The sequence below is a fragment of the Idiomarina sp. UBA3162 genome, from assembly GCF_002364475.1.
Lineage (GTDB): Bacteria > Pseudomonadota > Gammaproteobacteria > Enterobacterales > Alteromonadaceae > Idiomarina.
Map to the genome: position 1 here is coordinate 585 of NZ_DEYI01000052.1, position 19,394 is coordinate 19,978.

Annotated in this window: 21 protein-coding genes; 11 read left to right on the forward strand and 10 right to left on the reverse strand. The window is 48.7% G+C overall.

All coding sequences use genetic code 11. The annotated features are described in order from the left end of the window. The 5 genes from B2X00_RS06055 to B2X00_RS06075 form a co-directional block, all read right to left on the reverse strand. A partial coding sequence (locus tag B2X00_RS06055) for an acetyl-CoA carboxylase biotin carboxylase subunit (RefSeq protein WP_290486534.1) occupies positions 1–879 on the reverse strand: 879 nt, incomplete at its 3' end. Between the two features lie 11 nt (positions 880–890). Continuing rightward, complete coding sequence (locus tag B2X00_RS06060; RefSeq protein WP_006955266.1) at positions 891–1,676, reverse strand: enoyl-CoA hydratase/isomerase family protein; 786 nt, start codon at positions 1,674–1,676, stop codon at positions 891–893. An 11-nt stretch (positions 1,677–1,687) separates the two neighbouring features. Then, the gene (locus tag B2X00_RS06065; protein WP_006955267.1) at positions 1,688–3,295 is read right to left on the reverse strand and encodes a carboxyl transferase domain-containing protein; all 1,608 of its coding nucleotides are present in this window, start codon (positions 3,293–3,295) and stop codon (positions 1,688–1,690) included. 11 nt (positions 3,296–3,306) lie between these two features. After that, on the reverse strand, positions 3,307–4,476 hold the full coding sequence (locus tag B2X00_RS06070; RefSeq protein WP_006955268.1) for an isovaleryl-CoA dehydrogenase: 1,170 nt from the start codon (positions 4,474–4,476) through the stop codon (positions 3,307–3,309). Next, positions 4,473–4,895 carry a MerR family transcriptional regulator gene (locus B2X00_RS06075; RefSeq protein ID WP_290486535.1) on the reverse strand — a complete coding sequence of 141 codons (423 nt, stop codon included), beginning with the start codon at positions 4,893–4,895 and terminating at the stop codon, positions 4,473–4,475. The genes B2X00_RS06070 and B2X00_RS06075 overlap by 4 nt, the downstream gene beginning before the upstream one ends. A gap of 77 nt (positions 4,896–4,972) precedes the next feature. On the opposite strand from B2X00_RS06075, the gene B2X00_RS06080 reads away from it, so the two are divergent. Continuing rightward, the gene (locus B2X00_RS06080) at positions 4,973–6,154 is read left to right on the forward strand and encodes a thiolase family protein (protein WP_290486536.1); all 1,182 of its coding nucleotides are present in this window, start codon (positions 4,973–4,975) and stop codon (positions 6,152–6,154) included. On the opposite strand, the gene B2X00_RS06085 is transcribed toward B2X00_RS06080, so the two are convergent. Then, positions 6,155–7,024: an EamA family transporter gene (locus B2X00_RS06085; protein WP_290486537.1), complete on the reverse strand. Its 870-nt coding sequence runs from the start codon at positions 7,022–7,024 to the stop codon at positions 6,155–6,157. It abuts the gene before it with no gap. Positions 7,025–7,090: 66 nt separating this feature from the next. Between B2X00_RS06085 and B2X00_RS06090 the strand changes: the two genes are divergently transcribed. The 10 genes from B2X00_RS06090 to rlmM all read left to right on the forward strand — a co-directional run bounded on the left by B2X00_RS06090 (position 7,091) and on the right by rlmM (position 16,132). Continuing rightward, positions 7,091–8,587: a CoA-acylating methylmalonate-semialdehyde dehydrogenase gene (locus tag B2X00_RS06090; protein ID WP_290486538.1), complete on the forward strand. Its 1,497-nt coding sequence runs from the start codon at positions 7,091–7,093 to the stop codon at positions 8,585–8,587. Between the two features lie 23 nt (positions 8,588–8,610). Continuing rightward, a complete protein-coding gene (locus tag B2X00_RS06095) occupies positions 8,611–9,768 on the forward strand; it encodes an acyl-CoA dehydrogenase family protein (RefSeq protein ID WP_290486539.1) in 1,158 nt (385 codons plus the stop codon). A gap of 9 nt (positions 9,769–9,777) precedes the next feature. Next, a complete protein-coding gene (locus tag B2X00_RS06100) occupies positions 9,778–10,914 on the forward strand; it encodes an enoyl-CoA hydratase/isomerase family protein (RefSeq protein WP_290486540.1) in 1,137 nt (378 codons plus the stop codon). A 29-nt stretch (positions 10,915–10,943) separates the two neighbouring features. Further along, positions 10,944–11,840, forward strand: a complete 897-nt coding sequence (gene mmsB, locus B2X00_RS06105) for a 3-hydroxyisobutyrate dehydrogenase (RefSeq protein ID WP_290486541.1) — start codon at positions 10,944–10,946, stop codon at positions 11,838–11,840. A gap of 11 nt (positions 11,841–11,851) precedes the next feature. Next, positions 11,852–12,616, forward strand: a complete 765-nt coding sequence (locus tag B2X00_RS06110) for an SDR family oxidoreductase (RefSeq protein ID WP_272978420.1) — start codon at positions 11,852–11,854, stop codon at positions 12,614–12,616. Between the two features lie 89 nt (positions 12,617–12,705). Beyond that, complete coding sequence (locus B2X00_RS06115) at positions 12,706–13,158, forward strand: hypothetical protein (protein WP_272978419.1); 453 nt, start codon at positions 12,706–12,708, stop codon at positions 13,156–13,158. Between the two features lies 1 nt (position 13,159). Next, positions 13,160–14,068, forward strand: coding sequence for a transcriptional regulator GcvA (locus B2X00_RS06120; protein WP_290486542.1), 909 nt, complete (start codon positions 13,160–13,162; stop codon positions 14,066–14,068). Beyond that, positions 14,065–14,691 carry an alpha/beta family hydrolase gene (locus B2X00_RS06125; RefSeq protein WP_290486543.1) on the forward strand — a complete coding sequence of 209 codons (627 nt, stop codon included), beginning with the start codon at positions 14,065–14,067 and terminating at the stop codon, positions 14,689–14,691. Before B2X00_RS06120 ends, B2X00_RS06125 begins: the two co-directional genes overlap by 4 nt. Further along, positions 14,688–15,059: a DUF423 domain-containing protein gene (locus B2X00_RS06130; RefSeq protein WP_286681768.1), complete on the forward strand. Its 372-nt coding sequence runs from the start codon at positions 14,688–14,690 to the stop codon at positions 15,057–15,059. The genes B2X00_RS06125 and B2X00_RS06130 overlap by 4 nt, the downstream gene beginning before the upstream one ends. Further along, positions 15,056–16,132 carry a 23S rRNA (cytidine(2498)-2'-O)-methyltransferase RlmM gene (rlmM, locus tag B2X00_RS06135; protein ID WP_290486544.1) on the forward strand — a complete coding sequence of 359 codons (1,077 nt, stop codon included), beginning with the start codon at positions 15,056–15,058 and terminating at the stop codon, positions 16,130–16,132. The genes B2X00_RS06130 and rlmM overlap by 4 nt, the downstream gene beginning before the upstream one ends. Positions 16,133–16,223: 91 nt before the next feature. Here the strand turns inward: rlmM and B2X00_RS06140 are convergent, their stop codons facing one another. The 4 genes from B2X00_RS06140 to B2X00_RS06155 all read right to left on the reverse strand — a co-directional run. Further along, entirely contained in the window at positions 16,224–17,228 is a 1,005-nt protein-coding gene (locus B2X00_RS06140; protein ID WP_290486545.1) for an isocitrate dehydrogenase, read from the reverse strand. Positions 17,229–17,323: 95 nt separating this feature from the next. Further along, positions 17,324–18,709 carry a hypothetical protein gene (locus tag B2X00_RS06145; RefSeq protein ID WP_290486546.1) on the reverse strand — a complete coding sequence of 462 codons (1,386 nt, stop codon included), beginning with the start codon at positions 18,707–18,709 and terminating at the stop codon, positions 17,324–17,326. Beyond that, the gene (locus tag B2X00_RS06150; protein WP_071463651.1) at positions 18,706–19,080 is read right to left on the reverse strand and encodes a DUF3192 domain-containing protein; all 375 of its coding nucleotides are present in this window, start codon (positions 19,078–19,080) and stop codon (positions 18,706–18,708) included. Before B2X00_RS06150 ends, B2X00_RS06145 begins: the two co-directional genes overlap by 4 nt. A gap of 4 nt (positions 19,081–19,084) precedes the next feature. Continuing rightward, a partial coding sequence (locus B2X00_RS06155) for a pyrimidine/purine nucleotide monophosphate nucleosidase domain-containing protein (RefSeq protein WP_290486547.1) occupies positions 19,085–19,394 on the reverse strand: 310 nt, incomplete at its 5' end.

Here is a 19,394-nt window from a genome sequence, read left to right on the forward strand (position 1 = left end):
TAAGCGAGTATTCATTTCCATGAAGAAAAACTCGCCACTGGCATCGTATAAAAACTCAACCGTGCCTGCACCCACGTAGTCAATAGCTTTGGCTGCTTTGACGGCAGCTTCACCCATCGCCTGACGGGTTGTTTCCGATAATGCCGGCGCAGGCGCCTCTTCAATCACTTTTTGGTGACGACGTTGTACCGAACAATCTCGTTCTGCAAGGTATACCGCGTTGCCATGTTGGTCGCAGAATACTTGGATCTCTACGTGGCGTGGATTACGGATAAAGCGCTCAAACAAGACTTTGTCATTGCCAAACGATGATTTCGCTTCACGTTTTGCCGAACTCAGTGCAGATATAAAATCCTGCTCCGATTCGACCACGCGCATACCTTTACCACCACCGCCATAAGCGGCTTTTAAAAGCAGTGGGAAGCCAACCTCTTTAGCTTTGGCAAATAGCGTGTCTTCGTCTTGTTCGCTACCATGATAACCCGGAACTAAAGGCACACCCGCTTCTTCCATAATGGCTTTAGCGGCACTTTTAGACCCCATTGCAGCAATCGCCGAAACCGGTGGACCGACAAAAATAATATCATTCTGCTGACAGAGTTCAGCAAACGATTCATTCTCGGATAAAAAACCGTAACCTGGATGGATAGCATCGGCACCGGAAGATTTTGCAACGTCGATAATCGTGTCTGCCTTTAAGTAACTTTCGTTACTCGGTGCCGGACCAATGTAATAGGCTTCGTCAGCAAGTTGCGTATGCCGTGCCTGTGCGTCCGCAGCCGAGTATACCGCAATGGTGCGGATACCCATTTGGCGTGCCGTTTCGATAACACGGCAAGCGATTTCACCACGGTTTGCAATAAGAAGTGATTGAATCATAAATAATCCCGTTAACTTTTGCTTTGCCACTGCGGCGCGCGTTTTTCTAAAAATGCAGTGAGGCCTTCTTGACCTTCATCTGATACGCGAATTTTTGCAATTTCTTCGATAGTAAATCGGCGCACCGGGTCACTCGTGGGTTGGTGTGCAACGCCTCGAATAAGGCGTTTACACGCGCCCAAGGCTTGTGGTGAATTGTTTAATAGTGCCTCAAGAAGTGATGGCAAGGTGTCTTCAAATTCTTCAACAATTTCAGTGACTAATCCTGCTTGCAAGGCTTTTTCGGCAAAGAAACGTTCGGCGGTCAACATATAACGACGTGCTTGGCGTTCACCCATAACACGTACGACATAAGGGCTTATCACGGCGGGGATGAGGCCGATTTTGACTTCGCTCAGGCAAAAACTGCTTTTGGGTTGTGCTAAAACCATGTCGCAACAGGCGGCTAAGCCAACAGCGCCGCCAAACGCAGCGCCTTGCACGAGTGCGATGGTGGGTTTGCTTAACTGATCAAGTTGGCTCATTAAGCGATCGAGACCAGCGGCATCATCGATATTTTCTTGATAATCCTTATCCGCCATGGAGCGCATCCAGTTTAAGTCGGCGCCCGCGGAAAAGTTTTTGCCATTGGAACGCAATACTAAAACGCGCGCCTGTTCAGACTCCTCAACTTCAGTTAATGCGGCGACAAGCTCAGCGATCATTTTATCGTCGAAGGCATTGTGCACTTCTGGACGGTTCAAGGTAAGCCAAGCGACGCCACGAGAATCGATTGAAAATTCAGTGTATTCACTCATGATTGCTCTCCTTACATCCGGAATACGCCGAACTGGCTGTCTTCAATTGGTGCGTTAAGTGAAGCGGCGATACTAAGGCCGAGCACATCGCGCGTTTGTGCTGGATCGATAATACCGTCATCCCACAAACGGCCCGAGGCGTAGTAGGGGTGACCTTGTTTTTCGTATTGCTCAACAATCGGCTGCTTCAGCTTGGCTTCATCTTCCGCACTCAGTTGCTCGCCTTTACGTGCAAGGTTGTCCTTGGTGACTTGAGCCATTACACCGGCGGCCTGTTCACCACCCATTACCGAAATACGTGCGTTTGGCCACATAAACATCAGGGTCGGATCGTAGGCACGTCCGCACATGCCGTAGTTACCTGCACCATAGCTCCCGCCAATCAGCACGGTAAACTTGGGTACCTTGGCACAGGATACAGCCATGACCATCTTAGCCCCATGCTTAGCGATACCCTCGGCTTCATATTTTTTTCCGACCATAAAACCGGTGATGTTTTGCAAGAACACGAGAGGAATTTTACGCTGCGCGCACAACTCAATAAAATGTGCACCTTTTTGTGCACTTTCGGAGAATAAAATACCGTTATTTGCCACGATACCGACGGGGTACCCGTGGATACGCGCAAAGCCCGTGACCAGCGTGGTACCGTAGTTCGCTTTAAACTCATCAAAATCAGAGTCATCCACCACACGCGCAATCACTTCGTGAACATCATAGGGCTTACGTAAGTCGGTACCAACGATGCCGTAGAGTTCTTTTGCATCATAACGCGGCGGCTTGCTTTCGCGTTGATCTAACTGAGTCGGTGCAGGACGGTTTAATCGTGCCACTGAACGGCGTGCTAATGCCAAAGCATGCTCGTCGTTATGGGCAAAGTGATCGGCAACACCTGAAACCCGCGTGTGTACATCGGCACCACCGAGTTCTTCGGCGCTGACTTCCTCGCCCGTTGCTGCTTTAACTAATGGTGGGCCAGCAAGAAAAATAGTGCCTTGCTCTTTTACAATCACGCTCTCGTCGGCCATAGCAGGCACATAAGCACCGCCAGCTGTACATAGACCCATGACAACCGCGATCTGTGGAATGCCCTTAGCTGACATGTTGGCTTGATTAAAAAAGATGCGACCAAAGTGATCTTTATCTGGGAATACATCATCCTGACGCGGTAGGTTGGCTCCGCCTGAGTCGACTAAGTAAATACACGGCAAATGGCATCGTTCGGCAATTTCTTGCGCGCGCAGATGCTTCTTAACGGTTAACGGATAATAAGTACCGCCTTTTACCGTTGCATCGTTAGCAACGATCATGCACTCAACGCCTTCGACGCGACCAATACCCGCGACGACACCGGCCGCCGGCACATAATCGTCATACACGTCCCACGCAGCAAACTGACCGATCTCTAAAAACGCTGAACCGGCGTCAAGCAGCTTATTAATACGTTGGCGCGGTAACAGTTTACCGCGCGACAAGTGACGTTCTTGATACTTAGGACCGCCGCCTTGTTTAATTTGTTCGACTTTAGCGTTCACGTCATCAACGACCGCTTGCATCGATTCATAGTTCGCTTTGAACTGCTCGTCGCGGGTGTTGACTTTGCTTGCAAGAATAGCCACAGCGTCTCCTTTTATTTGGACTCGTTGAACAACTCACGACCAATCAGCATACGGCGGATTTCTGACGTACCGGCACCAATTTCATAAAGTTTCGCATCACGCAACAGACGTCCAGTCGGGTATTCGTTAATGTAGCCGTTACCACCGAGCAATTGAATCGCATCAAGAGCAAGTTGAGTCGCTAGCTCGGCTGCATAAAGTATTGCACCCGCTGCGTCTTTGCGCGTGGTTTCACCACGGTCGCACGATTGCGCCACCGCGTAAACGTAAGCACGCGCTGCGTTAGTGCGCGTGTACATGTCCGCAACCTTACCCTGTACCAATTGGAACTCACCAATCGCTTTGCCGAATTGGTTACGATCATGGATGTACGGTACGACGGCATCTAGACACGCTTGCATGATGCCCAGTGGACCGGCCGCAAGTACCGCGCGCTCGTAATCCAAACCACTCATTAATACTTCAACGCCGCCATTGAGTTCGCCTAGAATGTTTTCAGCAGGCACTTCAGCATCTTCGAATACTAATTCGCAGGTATTTGAACCGCGCATCCCGAGCTTGTCGAGTTTTTGGGCTTGGCTGAATCCTGGGGTGTTTTTCTCAACGATAAATGCAGTGATACCACGCGAGGCTTTTTCGGCATCGGTTTTAGCATAAATCACAAAAACGTCGGCATCGGGACCATTCGTAATCCACATTTTGTTGCCGTTCAGTACGTACTTGTCGCCTTTTTTCTCGGCTTTTAATTTCATGCTGACCACATCCGAACCCGCATTAGGTTCGCTCATCGCGAGCGCGCCTACATGTTCGCCGGTACAGAGCTTAGGTAAATATTTTTGTTTCTGTTCTTCGTTACCGTTACGCGCGATTTGGTTAACGCACAGGTTTGAATGAGCACCGTAACTTAAGCCGACAGAGGCTGATGCACGACTTATTTCTTCCATCGCGATGACGTGTTCAAGATAACCCATACCTGAACCGCCATACTGTTCGTCAACTGTCAGACCGAGTAGACCCATATCACCGAGTTTACGCCATAAATCACTTGGAAACTCATTGGCTTCATCAATTTCAGCGGCACGGGGTGCGATTTCATCGCGTGCAAATGCGTTGACTGCTTCACGCAGCATGTCCGCGGTTTCGCCTAAGCCAAAGTTAAAAGAATTAAATTGCGTAATCATATTGACTCCTGAGATGAGACTACTTTCTTGGTTGTCGTTCGCACTGACTCAAGTTCGTCTTGGCAACGTTGCTCAAGACCCGAGAGCTCAGTCAGTAATACGTTGATATCTTCCATTTGTTGCTTGAGTGATGCCTTTTTCTCGGCGATTAACTCAAGTACCTTTTCTAGCTGTGCGGCCGAACTATTGTCTGCGTCATACAACTCAAATAACCGTCGAGTTTCTGCTAAAGAAAAACCTAACCGTTTGCCACGTAAAATAAGTTTTAGGCGGACGCGATCTTTATTATTGTAAATTCGATGTTGACCTTGACGACGAGGCGACAGCAACCCTTCGTCCTCGTAGAAACGGATAGAACGGGTCGTAATGTCAAATTGTTTTGCCAATTCGCCGATCGTATAAGTGATTTTGTTACTCATCAGACTTGCTTTTTAGTTGACCTAAGATCTAAGCTTAGAGGAAGTTTACGTTAACGTAAAGTGGTATTGGAGGAAAGATGTCAAACGATTCGGTCGTAATTGTTGCCGCAAACCGGACAGCAATGGGGGGCTTCCAAGGTAGCCTGAGTGAAGTCAGTGCACCTAATTTAGGGGCCACTGCGATTAAAGCTGCGTTAGGAAATAGCGGCCTCAAAGAAACCGATGTTTCTGAGGTCATTATGGGTAACGTACTGCCGGCGGGTTTGGGCCAAGCGCCCGCTCGCCAGGCGATGTTATACGCTGGTTTACCGCAAAGTACCGGTGCTACGACGATTAATAAAGTCTGTGGCTCGGGTTTAAAAGCGGCGATGTTTGCGACGGACTTAATTCGTGCAGGCTCAGCGGATGTAGTTGTGGCCGGTGGTATGGAAAGTATGTCACGTGCGCCTTACTTACTTGATAAAGGCCGTAACGGGTATCGCATGGGACATGGTCAATTGTTTGACCACATGATGCTTGATGGTCTAGAGGATGCCTACGAAGGCAAAGCTATGGGTTGTTATGCGCAGGACACGGCTGACAAATACGGTTTAGACCGCGATGCAATGGATAACTTTGCGATTAACTCGCTAGAGAAAGCGCAGGCCGCTATTGAGAAAGGGTACTTCAAAGGTGAGATTACACCGTTGACGTATTCGACGCGCAAGGGCGATGTCACCGTAGATACCGACGAGCAGCCGGGCAAAGCGCGACTCGACAAGATCCCACAACTACGTCCTGCGTTTAAGAAAGACGGCACTATTACCGCTGCCAACTCGAGCTCAATTTCCGATGGGGCCGCTGCACTTGTTTTGATGCGCGAGAGTGAGGCTGTTAAACGCGGCTTGAAACCACTTGCTCGCGTAAAAGGGCATGCGACTCATTCACAGGCGCCTGCTGAGTTTACTGTGGCGCCTATCGGCGCGATGGACGCGTTGTTAAGCCAAGTGGGTTGGAAGAAGGAAGACGTTGATTTATGGGAAATCAACGAAGCCTTCGCCATGGTCACCATGTTGGCAATCAACGAAATGAAGCTTGACGCTAATCGCGTTAATGTTCATGGCGGTGCGTGTGCACTCGGTCATCCGATTGGTGCCAGTGGTGCCCGTTTGTTGGTGACCTTGCTACATGCATTGAAGCAACGTGGCGAAAAACGGGGCATTACCTCACTGTGTATTGGTGGTGGTGAAGCCGTCGCACTCGCCGTTGAAATGATGTAACTAACGTTTGAGGTTAATCTGCTGGCGCGAAGCCAAAACAACCGCAATAACAATTAAGCTCGCGCCCAGCAGCCACCTCAACCAGTCGGTATCGTGTTGCCAAAACAACACGTTAACGAGAATCCCGGCAGGAATTAGGGCATTGTTCATGGCAGCGAGCTGTCCGGTATTGACCCATTTGCTGGCAAGGTTCCAGCCGAGGTAGCCAAGTCCGGACGCGACAATGCCGAGCCAGAACAAAATGCCCCACTGTAATGGCGTGTTAGGTAACATTTGGTGATTACCAAAGAGTAAAACGCCTAAGCCAGAAACGAGACTGGCGCCCGCGAAAAATGCGGCAAATTGTTGAATTTGATGTTGCGTTGAGCCCAGCTCGAGCCGTTTGTAAGCGACTTGGCCGGCAGCAAAACATATGTTGGCGGCTTGAATCAGGGCAAAGCCGATGACAAAGTCGGTGCTGAGGCCTTGGTAGCGAATGATGGCGGCACCTAAAACAGAGATCGCCGCGGCGAGCCACCAAGTGAATGGTAAGCGGCGGCGACCTAAAATGATTTCGTCGATGAGTGTAATGTATAGCGGGGTGAATATCGTGAACAATAGCACCTCGGCAACACTCAAATAGAGAAATGCGTGATACAAAAATAAGTACATTAAGCCGATTTGCACGGCACCAATTCCGGCAAGTTGGGTCAGTGTTTTAACCGAGTAAGCGTTAAGTTGACGCCATTTAAATAATGGCAAGATAGTCAACAAAGCAAGTACCATACGGATAAATACGACCCAATAGCCATCAACTTGGCCGGCAAGGTACTCGCCGATGAGCGAGAAGCTTGCCGCCCAGAGTAACGTAATAAGAATTAAAAGTGGCACGGTATGCGTCTCTTTTAAGGATTATGAAAATTTGGTTTATAAAATAACACAACAAGAAGGTGAGTTATGTCTAAAAAAGTGCCTCTGTATATCGACGGAGAGTTTCGCGCTTCACAAACTGAGTCTTGGATTCCAGTAACCAATCCAGCGACCCAAGAAGTGATTGCCGAAGCGCCATGCGCGACTCAAGACGAGATGGAAGCAGCTGTTGCGAGTGCACGAGAAGCCTTTAAAACGTGGAAAGAAGTGCCTGTTTCTGAGCGCGCTCGTGTGATGATGCGCTATCAGGCATTGCTTAAAGAACACCAAGAAGAAATTGCAGAAATCTTAGCGCAAGAGACTGGAAAAACGTTTGAAGATGCTAAAGGTGATGTATGGCGCGGCATCGAAGTGGTTGAGCAAGCCGCCAACATCCCATCGTTGATGATGGGTGAAACGGTCGAAAACGTAGCACGCTCTATCGACTCGTACAGCTACATTCAGCCGTTGGGTATTTGTGCGGGTATCACGCCGTTTAACTTTCCTGCGATGATCCCATTGTGGATGTTCCCGATGGCCATTGCCTGCGGCAACACGTTCATCTTAAAACCTTCAGAACAAGATCCATTGACGCCAACACGCTTAGTTGAGCTATTTGAGCAAGCGGGCGCGCCTAAAGGTGTACTGCAGGTGATTCACGGTGGCAAAGACCAAGTTGATTTCGTGTTAGATCATCCTGAAATCCATGCGCTATCATTTGTTGGTTCAGTACCTGTCGCCGAATACATTTATCGTCGTGGCACCGAGAACGGTAAACGCGTACAAGCGTTCGCGGGCGCTAAAAACCACTGTGTCATCATGCCTGATTCCAATAAGCAGCAAGTCATTAACAACCTCGTCGGTGCTTCTGTCGGCGCGGCAGGCCAACGTTGTATGGCAATTTCAGTCGCAGTATTTGTTGGCGCGGCGAAAGAGTGGATCCCCGAAGTCGCTGAAGCGATTGCAAAAGTCCGTCCAGGCGCTTGGAACGATGAGAACGCAGCTTATGGGCCTGTCATTAGTCCGCAAGCTAAAGAGCGTATTGAGCAAATGATCACCGACGGTGAAAATGAAGGTGCCAAGCTACTCGTTGATGGTCGTGGTTGCACGGTAGAAGGCTTACCAGACGGCAACTGGGTTGGTCCAACGGTATTCTCTGAAGTCACCGCCGATATGGATATCTATAAAAAAGAAGTCTTTGGCCCCGTACTCAGCATGATGGAAGTCGAGGACCTAGACGATGCACTGACGTTGGTCAACAACAACCCGTATGGTAACGGCACGTCAATCTTTACTTCGAATGGTGCAGCAGCACGCAAATATCAACACGAAGTCACTGTCGGTCAGGTCGGTATCAATATTCCTATTCCGGTGCCATTGCCGTTCTTCTCGTTCACTGGTTGGAAACGTTCATTCTTTGGTGACTTGCATGCTTATGGTAAGCAAGCGATCCGCTTCTACACCGAAACCAAAACCGTGACTGCGCGTTGGTTTGAGAGTGATATTGAGGCGAGTGGACCTAATATGTCGATTCACCTGAAGTAATTGATAAGTTAAAGGTAGTTAGCATGAACTTTGAATTAACTGAAGACCAACAAGCCTTTGTCGATACTGCCAAAGCGTTTGCGGACAAAGAACTTGCACCTAACGCAGCGCGCTGGGATGAAGAAGCTCATTTTCCTATCGAGGTTTTTCGTAAAGCCGGTGAGATGGGCTTTATGGGAATGTATACCCCTGAAGAGGCGGGTGGTTTTGGCATGAGTCGTTTAGACTCAGCACTTATTTTCGAACAATTAGCGGGTGGGTGTACAGCCACGACTGCTATGATGACCATTCATAATATGGTGACCTGGATGATTGGTTCATTCGGTCAACAAGACGTCATCGATGAATGGGTGCCAGAATTAGTGACGGGTGAAAAGCTCGGCTCTTACTGTTTAACTGAGCCAGGCTCTGGTTCAGATGCCGCAAGTTTACGCACCAGCGCTAAAAAAGAAGGCGATGAGTACGTTCTTAATGGCTCGAAAATGTTTATTTCAGGTGCCGGCTCAACGGATGTGATGGTGGTCATGGCACGCACAGGAGAGGCGGGTCCTAAAGGTATTTCTGCCTTTGTCGTGCCAGCCGATGCAAAAGGCATCAGCTATGGCAAAAAAGAAGATAAAATGGGTTGGAACGCTCAACCTACCCGTCTGGTAACCTTTGAGGATGTGCGTATCCCAGCCAAGAGCTTGTTAGGTGATGAAGGAGAAGGCTTCAAGTTCGCGATGATGGGACTGGATGGCGGTCGTATCAATATTGCGGTCTGTTCCGTAGGTACCGCGCAGGCAGCATTAGAGACGGCATCTGCATATATGCACGAACGCAGTCAGTTTGGTAAACCGTTAGCGGCATTCCAAGCGCTCCAGTTCAAACTGGCGGACATGGCGACTGAACTTGTTGCAGCACGTCAAATGGTTCGATTGGCTGCTTCGAAAGTGGATAATAACGACCCGGATAAGACAACCTATTGTGCGATGGCTAAACGCTTTGCCACGGATATCGGTTTCCAAGTGTGTAATGAAGCATTACAAATCCATGGCGGTTACGGCTATATCAAAGAATATCCGCTTGAACGCCATGTTCGCGATGTGCGCGTTCACCAAATTCTTGAGGGCACTAACGAAGTGATGCGACTCATCATTGCACGTCGCATTCTAGCTGATAGCGACCGCCAAATTCTGTAAGGAGTCGGCATGCAAACTCCCGTAATTCTTGAAACAATTAGCGCCGGTGACAAAGTCATCGGCGTTGCTACACTAAACTCTGAAAAATCACTCAACGCGCTCAGCTTGGCAATGGCAGAAACACTGCTGCCCCAATTACAAGCTTGGGCTGATGATCCTCAGGTGGCTTGTGTTTGGTTGCAAGGCGCAGGTGAAAAGGCGTTTTGTGCCGGTGGCGACATCGTTGCTATGTACAAAGCGATGCAAGCACAGCCCGGCCAATTAGTTGAAGAAGTCGAGAACTTCTTCACTACGGAATATCAATTAGACTATGCCATTCAGACCTATCCAAAGCCGATCATCTGCTGGGGTGATGGTATTGTGATGGGCGGTGGTATGGGCCTAATGAATGGCGCCAGTCATCGTATTGTAACGGAACGCTCATTGCTAGCGATGCCGGAAGTAACCATCGGTTTGTACCCCGATGTGGGGGCAACGTATTTCTTGAACCGGATGCCGGAAGGTTGTGGTGCATTCTTAGGGATGACTGGCGCGACCATGAATGCGTCTGACGCTCTTTTCCTAAACCTTGCGGATCAGTTCGTCGGTCACGAGCATAAAGCTCAGGTGCTCGAAGCATTACAGGCGATTGAGTGGGGTGATACGGGCGCATTGAATCATCAAAAAGTGACCGATACACTCGAGCGTCTCGCCGAACAAGATGATACCGCGTTACCGACTCCTCAGGTTGAGCCCCATCTTGAGACCATACAACAATGTATGTCTGCAAGCAGTGTGACTGAAGCGACACAACGCGTTTTGGCTGAGCAACAAGATGATAAGTGGTTCCAGAAAGCGCAAAAAAATCTAAGTCATGGTTGCCCAATCACGCCTCACTTAGTGTGGCAACAAACTCATCATGGTGCCGATCTATCGTTAGCAGACTGTTTTAGATTCGAGCTTACATTATCGTGTAATTGCGCCGTGCGCGGCGATTTCGCCGAGGGTATTCGCGCATTACTTATCGACAAAGACAAGCAACCGCAGTGGCAGTTTGCAAGCGTGGGCGATGTGACGGAAGAAGCTATCGACGGATTCTTCGATCCACCGTGGGGAGAACGTACACATCCACTAACAGCGCTTGAACACGTGTTGATTAAAAAATAATAACTATCGACAACAAGAAGGAGTCGAACATGGCGAATGTCGCATTTATCGGATTAGGCAACATGGGTGGACCCATGGCCATGAACTTGGCTAAGGCGGGCCACAATGTTAACGCTTTTGATTTATCGAAAGACGCCCTAGCACAGGTTGAAGCTGCGGGCGCCCGAGCCTGCGCAAGCCCTCGCGAAGCGGTTGAGGGCGTGGAGTTTGTCGTCAGTATGTTACCGGCTGATCATCATGTTGAGTCGGTTTACCTAGGTGATGAAGGACTTGTACATGTATTGACGGACAAGCAGTTGGTCATTGATTGCAGTACCATCTCTTCGGAAGCCGCGATCTATGTAGGTGAACAACTGCAGAAAGCGGGTATTGCCTTTATTGACGCACCGGTTTCAGGTGGTGTAGGTGGTGCGAAAGCTGGCACCTTAACGTTCATTTGCGGTGGTACTGAAAATAATGTTGATCGTGCACGCACTGTACTGAATGACATGGGCAAAAATGTGTTCCGCGCGGGTGATGTCGGCGCGGGTCAAATCGCCAAAATATGCAATAATATGTTGCTCTCAGTACTCATGGTAGGCACTTCTGAGGCCTTGCAACTAGGCAAGGCCAATGGCCTTGACCCGAAAGTATTGAGCGAAATCATGTTGCAAAGTTCAGGTCGCAACTGGACATTAGAAGTTTATAACCCATGCCCTGACGTGATGGAAGGTGTACCATCGAGTAACGATTATCAGGGTGGCTTTATGGTTGATCTGATGAGTAAAGACTTGGGTCTTGCACAGCAAACCGCGTTAAAGTCGGGCGCCGCTACGCCGATGGGCGCTTTAACCCGTAACCTCTATCATGGGTGGTCGCAGCAAGGCCATGGTCGACAAGACTTCTCAAGTATTTTTAACTATTTGACACCGATCTCGAAAAAATAAAGAGGCAGTTCATGCAAGTAAAAGATAGCGTAATTGTAATCACAGGCGGCGCACAAGGCTTAGGCTTGGCGATGGCAGAAGATTTTGCTAAGCAAGGCGCTCAATTGGCGTTAATTGATATTAACGGCGACGTATTGGGTGATGCACAAGAAACCTGTGAAAAGTTGGGTGCTAAAAAAGTGATCGGCTATGAAGTCGATATCACCGATGAGGAATCAGTCGAGACGGTATTTGAGCAAATTCAACAAGAGTTTGGTGGTATTGATGTCTTAGTGAATAACGCTGGTCTTCTGCGTGACGGGTTATTGATTAAGTTCAAAGATGGCGAAATCAAGCAGAAAATGCCATTGCAACAATTCCAGTCGGTGTTGGATGTTAACCTAACGGGTACCTTCTTGTGTGGTCGTGAAGCGGCAGCGCAAATGGTTAAAGCCGGTAAGAAAGGGGTCATCATTAATATCTCAAGCGTCGCACGTGCGGGCAATATTGGTCAAACTAACTATGCCGCTACCAAAGCCGGCGTTGTGGCAATGACGGTTACTTGGGCGCGTGAACTCGGTCGTTATGGTATTCGCTGTGGTGCTATCGCGCCAGGCTTTATCGAAACACCGATGACTGCTCAGATGAAGCCAGAAGCGGTAGAACGTGCTTTATCCATGGTACCTCTGAAACGTTGGGGTCAGCCGACTGAAATCGCTCATAGTGCGCGTTATATCATTGAAAACGACTTTTTCAGTGGTCGCGTCGTGGAGATTGACGGTGGTGTGCGTTTATAATTAAACGCTAAACCGAACCCCATGTGGCTCATAGCTTAGCGTCTCTGTTATAGTATTCGTTGCTCGATTGCTAATAGAGACGCTTAACTATGAAAATGACGTATCCATTACTGTTTAAAACCATTCCGATCTGTGCCATTTGGCTCGCACTGTGCATTTTAGCGTTAGCCTATTTAGAGTGGCCAAACGATTTATTGTCGCAAATACTCACATCTATCGTTGCCCTCGCGAGCGTTGTTTTCGCGTTTAAGCTATCCGGCGAAATCTTCTTTAAACAAATTAATTTGAAGCAATCAGAGCTCAGTTACACGCAGGCATGGTCTCAACCTCGTACCCAACGCTGGGCTGATGTTACTGAGGTCGACTACTCACCTCTATGGCACTCATTTAAGCTGAAGTTCGATAATGGCGAGCAGTTAAATGTCAGCGTAATTTTGACCCACCTTACTGAATTTTTGGGCTTAATGGCACACGAACTGCCCCGCGATAAGTATATCGATGCGGTGAATAAATTCAGTGGCGCGATGGGTGGGGATAAATGACATGCGAAAATTGCCGCCGCTGAACGCGCTTAAATCTTTCGAAGCTGCAGCACGCCATTTGAGCTTTACCAAAGCAGCAGAAGAACTATTCGTAACCCAAGCCGCGGTGAGTCATCAAGTCAAAGCGCTGGAAGAATTTTTGCAAATTAAGTTGTTTATTCGGCGTAATCGGACACTATTACTGACCGAAGAAGGCCAGGCGTATTATCTACAGTTAAGAGATATTTTTGCGCAACTAATACAGGCGACTGACAAGTTAAGACTGGTCTCGGAAAAGGGGGCGTTGACCGTGTCTGTGCCTCCGAGCTTTGCCATTTTGTGGTTTGTGCCCCGCTTGAGCAGTTTTCGGGAGGCGCACCCGGATATGGATATTCGTATTAAGGCCGTGGATGAAATTACCGGCTCACTCACCGACGACGTCGATGTCGCCATTTATTATGGTGATGGGCGCTGGCCAGGGGTAAAGAGTTACCGTTTGCACAAAGAGTATTTGTGGCCCGTGTGTTCACCTATTTTGGCTGAACGCATGAACGTCCAGACCCCGGCCGATTTGCTAAAGCATACGCTGTTGCATGATGAAACACGGAATGCCTGGAACGACTGGTTTGAAATGGTGGGCGAAAGAAAACCGATAAAAGATGGTGGGCCTGTATTTAGTCACTCAAGCCTCGCTTTGCAGGCGGCAGTGCACGGGCAGGGCATTGCTTTAGCTAATCACGTTTTGGCTAAACCTGAGATTGATAGCGGGCACTTGATCCGTATTTTTCCTCAGGCGCTAAGACGTAATAAGGCATTTTATCTTGTCTGCCGTGACAATCAGTCAGAAATCGGTAAGATCGCCACCTTTCGAAACTGGATCATGCAACTGGTGCACGAAGAAGAACGCGCCTTCGAGTTAGAATCAGAATGAAGCATCTACAGGGAACGACCTATCAAGTCACGGGTGAAAGCAACACGCAACGTATCGTCTTTTTTCATGGCTCGGGGGGTGGCCCAGATACTCCTTTTATGGAGTTTTTTACCGACCAGTGGCAAGCACTCGGTTTTGAGGTTGTACGTCCTGATTTTCCCTACTGGCAAAAAGTCCGAGCAACTGGAGTTAAGCGTCCGCCTGATAGGATAGAGCGTTTAGTTGAGCAAATGCGAATGTGGTTATCTGAGTTACAACGAGACGGTAAACCGCTTTGGTTGGCAGGCAAGTCACTGGGAAGTCGAGTCATGTTACGACTGGCGGATGAGTTCGAAGCGAAGGGCCAAATCGCGTTGGGATTTCCGTTTAATCCACCGGCTAAGCCCGAGCGTTCTCGCTTAGACGAGTTGAGCTATGCGCGTAGTCGCGGATTAATCATTGAGGGGACGCGCGACCCATTTGCAAAACAGGTTCGCAGTAGCGCACTAGGGTTGCCGTCACATTGGCAGATCCAATGGCTCGAGGGCGCTGACCATGGATTTGAACCGACGGCCGCGAAACGTCATTTACGTGAGCGCTTATGGCTTCAGGCGAGTCGACTTACAGAGGAGTTTTTAAAATGATGAGTCAGTTATTGCTAATTATTGCAGCAATATATGGTGCGGTAGCGGTTGCACTCGGGGCATTCGCGGCACACGGGTTAAAGAGTCGATTGAGTGAACAATTACTGGCGGTATTTCAGACCGGTGTGACCTATCAGTTCTATCATACACTCGCGTTATTGCTGGCGGGGTTATGGCTTCGATTTGCCCCCTCACCATGGGTCGCTGCCGCGGGCATCTTCTGGGCGTTAGGTGTGGTATTATTCTCAGGTAGTTTATATGCGCTGGCGTTGACCAGTATCAAATGGTTTGGTCCGATAACACCGCTCGGTGGTTTGTTATTTATTTTGGGTTGGATTTGCTTATTAGTTGGAGCAGTTAAAGCATGAATGGATTGGTATTGCTGTGTCGTGCAGGTTTTGAAGGGGATTGTGCGGCAGAGATCCAAGAAAAAGCAGCCGCACTCGGTGTATATGGATACTGCCAAACACAGGCCGATCAAGCCTATGTGGTTTATCATTGCCAAGCAGAGGAAGCGGATCATTTAGCCAAAAAATTACCATTAAAAGAACTGATTTTCACGCGTACGTTCTTTGCTCTTTTAGCAAGTGCTCAGCTTGCAGGCATCGAGGATCGTGTCAGTGTCGTTAAAGAAGCGTTAGAACCTCACAAAGAGTGGTTCGGGCTCGCGGGGGCGCTGCGTGTCGAAACCCCTGATAGCAACGAGGCGAACGCTATTGCTAAGTTTTGTCGTAAGTTTGCTGTCCCGTTACGTCAGGGCTTACGTGCTGTCGATTTACTGAGCAAGAAGCCACTCGCGAAGCGCCCGTTTTTACACGTGTTCTTCGTTAACAAGGCGTATGCTCTAGTGGGCTATTCCTACAGCTTTAATCAGAGTCCTTTTGAAGAAGGTATTTTGCGTTTACGCATGCCATCCAATGGACCGAGTCGTTCTACGTTGAAGTTAGACGAAGCATTTCATGTTTTTGTGCCAGAAGAGGAACGTGAGCAGCGAATTCAAGCCGGTATGCGTGCGGTCGATCTCGGTGCCGCTCCGGGCGGTTGGACTTATCAACTGGTACGTCGTGGTATGATGGTACAAGCCGTCGATAATGGTCCAATGGCGGATAGCCTAATGGAGACCGGTCAGGTAGAGCACATTCGTGAAGATGGTTTTAAATATCGTCCGAAGCGTCGTAATGTCACTTGGCTTGTGTGTGATATGGTCGAAAAGCCTGCGCGGGTAGGTGAGTTAATGACAGCCTGGTTGTTGGAAGAGTATTGCAAAGAAGTAATATTTAATCTGAAGCTACCGATGCGCCAACGCTACGCCTCTGTAAAGCAGTATTTGGAACAAATAACCGAGCAATTGCAAGAGCAGGGCGAACGGAGTTTCGAAATTCAAGCCAAACATTTGTATCATGACAGAGAAGAAATCACGGTACACCTACGTTGGCTTTAACCAAAGCTAACCAATCGATGTTTTAAGCGTAGGTCGCGCATTGTGTGCGACCTACGCATCCTGAACGCTATTGCACGGTCACATTCATTGATTATAAACGCTCGATGATGGCGTCTGTGAAATCAGTAGTGCCATGACTACCACCCAAGTCACGCGTTGTACGATCACCCGATTCAATAACCTCAGCTAAGGCGCGAGTGATTTTCTCTGCCGGCTCAGGCATTTCTAAATATTCAAGCATTTGCACAGCGGCTAAAATGACCGAACTTGGGTTGGCCAGGTTTTTACCTGCGATATCTGGCGCTGAACCGTGCACAGCCTCGAATATTGCACAATCTTTGCCGATGTTTGCACCGGGCGCCATACCAAGACCGCCGACCAAGCCTGCACAAAGGTCAGATAGAATATCGCCGAATAAATTGGTGGTGACTAATACGTCGAAGTCTTCCGGGTTCATCACCAAGCGCATGCATGCTGCATCAACAATCATCTCAGCCGATTCGATATCAGGGTATTCATCAGCGACTTCGCGAGCGACTTTAAGGAACAATCCAGACGTGGATTTAAGGATATTTGCTTTGTGTACCGCTGTCACTTTCTTGCGACCCTCGCGGCGGGCCAAGTCATAGGCAAAACGCACGATACGTTCAGCGCCAGCGCGTGTGATTTTGCTCATTGCTTCCGCTTCTGAACCATCTTCACTGACTTTTTGACCTAAACCTGAGTACATACCTTCGGTATTTTCACGCACTGTAATGATATCGATATTGTCATAACGCGCTTGAGTACCTTTGAATGACTTCACTGGGCGTAAATTCGCATAGAGGCCAAAGCGCTTACGCAAACTCACATTAATCGAAGTAAAACCTTCGCCGACAGGGGTTGTTAATGGGCCTTTCAAGGTAACGCCATTTTTAGCAATAGCGTCCAACGTAGCTTGTGGCAACAACTCACCGGTTTTCTCAAGCGCCGTAAGACCTGCGTCGACAAATTCATAGTCGAAGTCACAGCCCGCTTTTTCTAGAATAGCGAGCGCCGATTTGACGATATCGGGACCAATACCATCGCCTGGGATCACTGTGATTTTTCTGCTCATATTCGTTCCTTATGCCTAGCTACTACATTAAATTAGGATTTTACGGATGTCGAAAGTCTAGCACTACAACCGCAGATGGACTAGCGTGGAGAATATTAGCTTGAGTGATTGTAATCATTCACTACACAAATAGTGACATCGAGCGGGCTAAAACTTTGGCACTTAGCAACAGCATCACGTTTAATTGTGTGCCATTTTTCCGAGCTGATGTCGAACTGTTGGATCAGCTTCGATTGCACGCTCGACCAACGTTTAGGTAACGCGTGATGTGGGTCGAATATTTCCTGTAGTAGAATGCAGCCGAGTAAGAATACCGCCTGCTGTTTGCTGGTTATCTCGGTTTGGAAACGGACCAATTGATTGACTTGCTCCGATAAGCCCCAGCGCTGTATTAGCGTCTCACTGTGCTTCTGTTGCGCCGGCTCGGGTTTGACGCCCAGCAGACCAAACGCACTCAACGGGGTATCAGGCTGAAGTTGTGGCCATTGGGTAGCGGTCGCTAGCGCAGGATGGTGAATCAGATCGATAGCAATGATTTGCGCAACCAGCTTTTCGCGTAAGGGCCAGGTGACATTGGTGTGGCATTTGAGTTGATGCCACAACTCGACAAGTAATGATAAACGTTGCATTAGCGCTTCATGTAGCGGCACGCGATGACTATCGATATGCTGCTGTAAACTTGCTGAAGCCAAAATATGTGACGCGCGCTGCGCACCTAAATACAAATAGGCATGCTTAGTCGACTTAAATGGCGCTGTTTGCGCATGCTCACTTGCACTTCTAATTAACGCTTCGTGTAGCGCCGGTTGGTGCTCGATAGCGTTAATAATAGGTGCCAATGCGCCACTTTGCATAGCGTAACGCTTAATCGCCTTCAACAGCGTTTTGGGTGGTTTTAATGCTTCACGCTTGTACAAGGGGCTGTATCGCTTTTGATCCACAACACGCGCTAACGTGTCACCATCAATGCGACCAGGGATGGATGGCGGCAGCGCCTCAGCCAGCGGCCAGTAGTAAGGGTGTCGTTTGCCTGTGAGTAGTTTGCTCAAAACACCTTTACCATCCAAGCCGAGTTGGTACTGCGCGAGCCTTAATGACCAATCAACAAGATGATAGGCATAGTGGTGCGATGCGGCAGATTCATCTAAACAGGCTTTAAGTAGGAGGGATTGCAGTCGGTTGGCGTTTTTTAGCGGTGCAGGTAACGAACGAATCATGGCTGCTGTCATCAGCAAACGGCGGAACGAAGTCGCAAGCCCCAACTTATATGACACCTGAAACATATTAATTGCGCTTTGTAACGCAAGGCTGTACGCCATTTTCTGCACGCGATGCTCACTCGACCAGAGGACAAAATAATCGGGCCACTGATATTCGCTGAGCTCATACTCAAGGTTTTTGCAATGAGCGTAGAGATGAACGGCAGTAGGGTGGTTAAGTGCAGGACGAAACGAAGTTAAGAAGGCTTCTAGACGACTCATTGGGTGCCTTTATAACTGTCGTAAGCGCCAGACCCCCACGCCGTCAATTGATTATCTTCGAACAAGAGCGCGGTGCACTCATCTTTCGTGGTGATACCATCAGAAGTCACATGGTGCGTGCGGTAGAACAACACATGGAGGTCACCTTGTGAGGTTTCTTTAGCTTCATTGATATCAGGTGACCCGAGCATACGGATCACCTGATCTTTAGACATACCTAATTCGAGCTGACCAATTTGCATTGCATTGTAAGTTTCTCGTTCTTGCCATTTCATATCGGCTGGATCAGCTTGATAAAAGACCTTTACCAAGCCTAACACAGCGATATAACCGACAATTCCGACAATAAATACCAAAGCCAGCTTGCGCATTAAACTAATCCGTTATGACTTTGTAACACGGGTGGTAGACAGAGCCTGGGAGCTTCATGCGACCTTGTTCTACAAAGGCTCTTAATAACTCATCCAGACGTTTCATCAGACGTTGTTCACCGTGAATACTAAACACACCGTGTTTCCGTATCTGACGAATACCTTCGTCTTTTACATTGCCCGCGACGATAGCTGAGAACGCACGACGTAAGTCTGCCGCCAGACGCTCTTTGGGTTGTTCAGGATGTAAATTCAACGCTGCAACATTTTCGTGAGTCGGGCTGAAAGGACGTTGAAACTCTTCGTTAATTTTC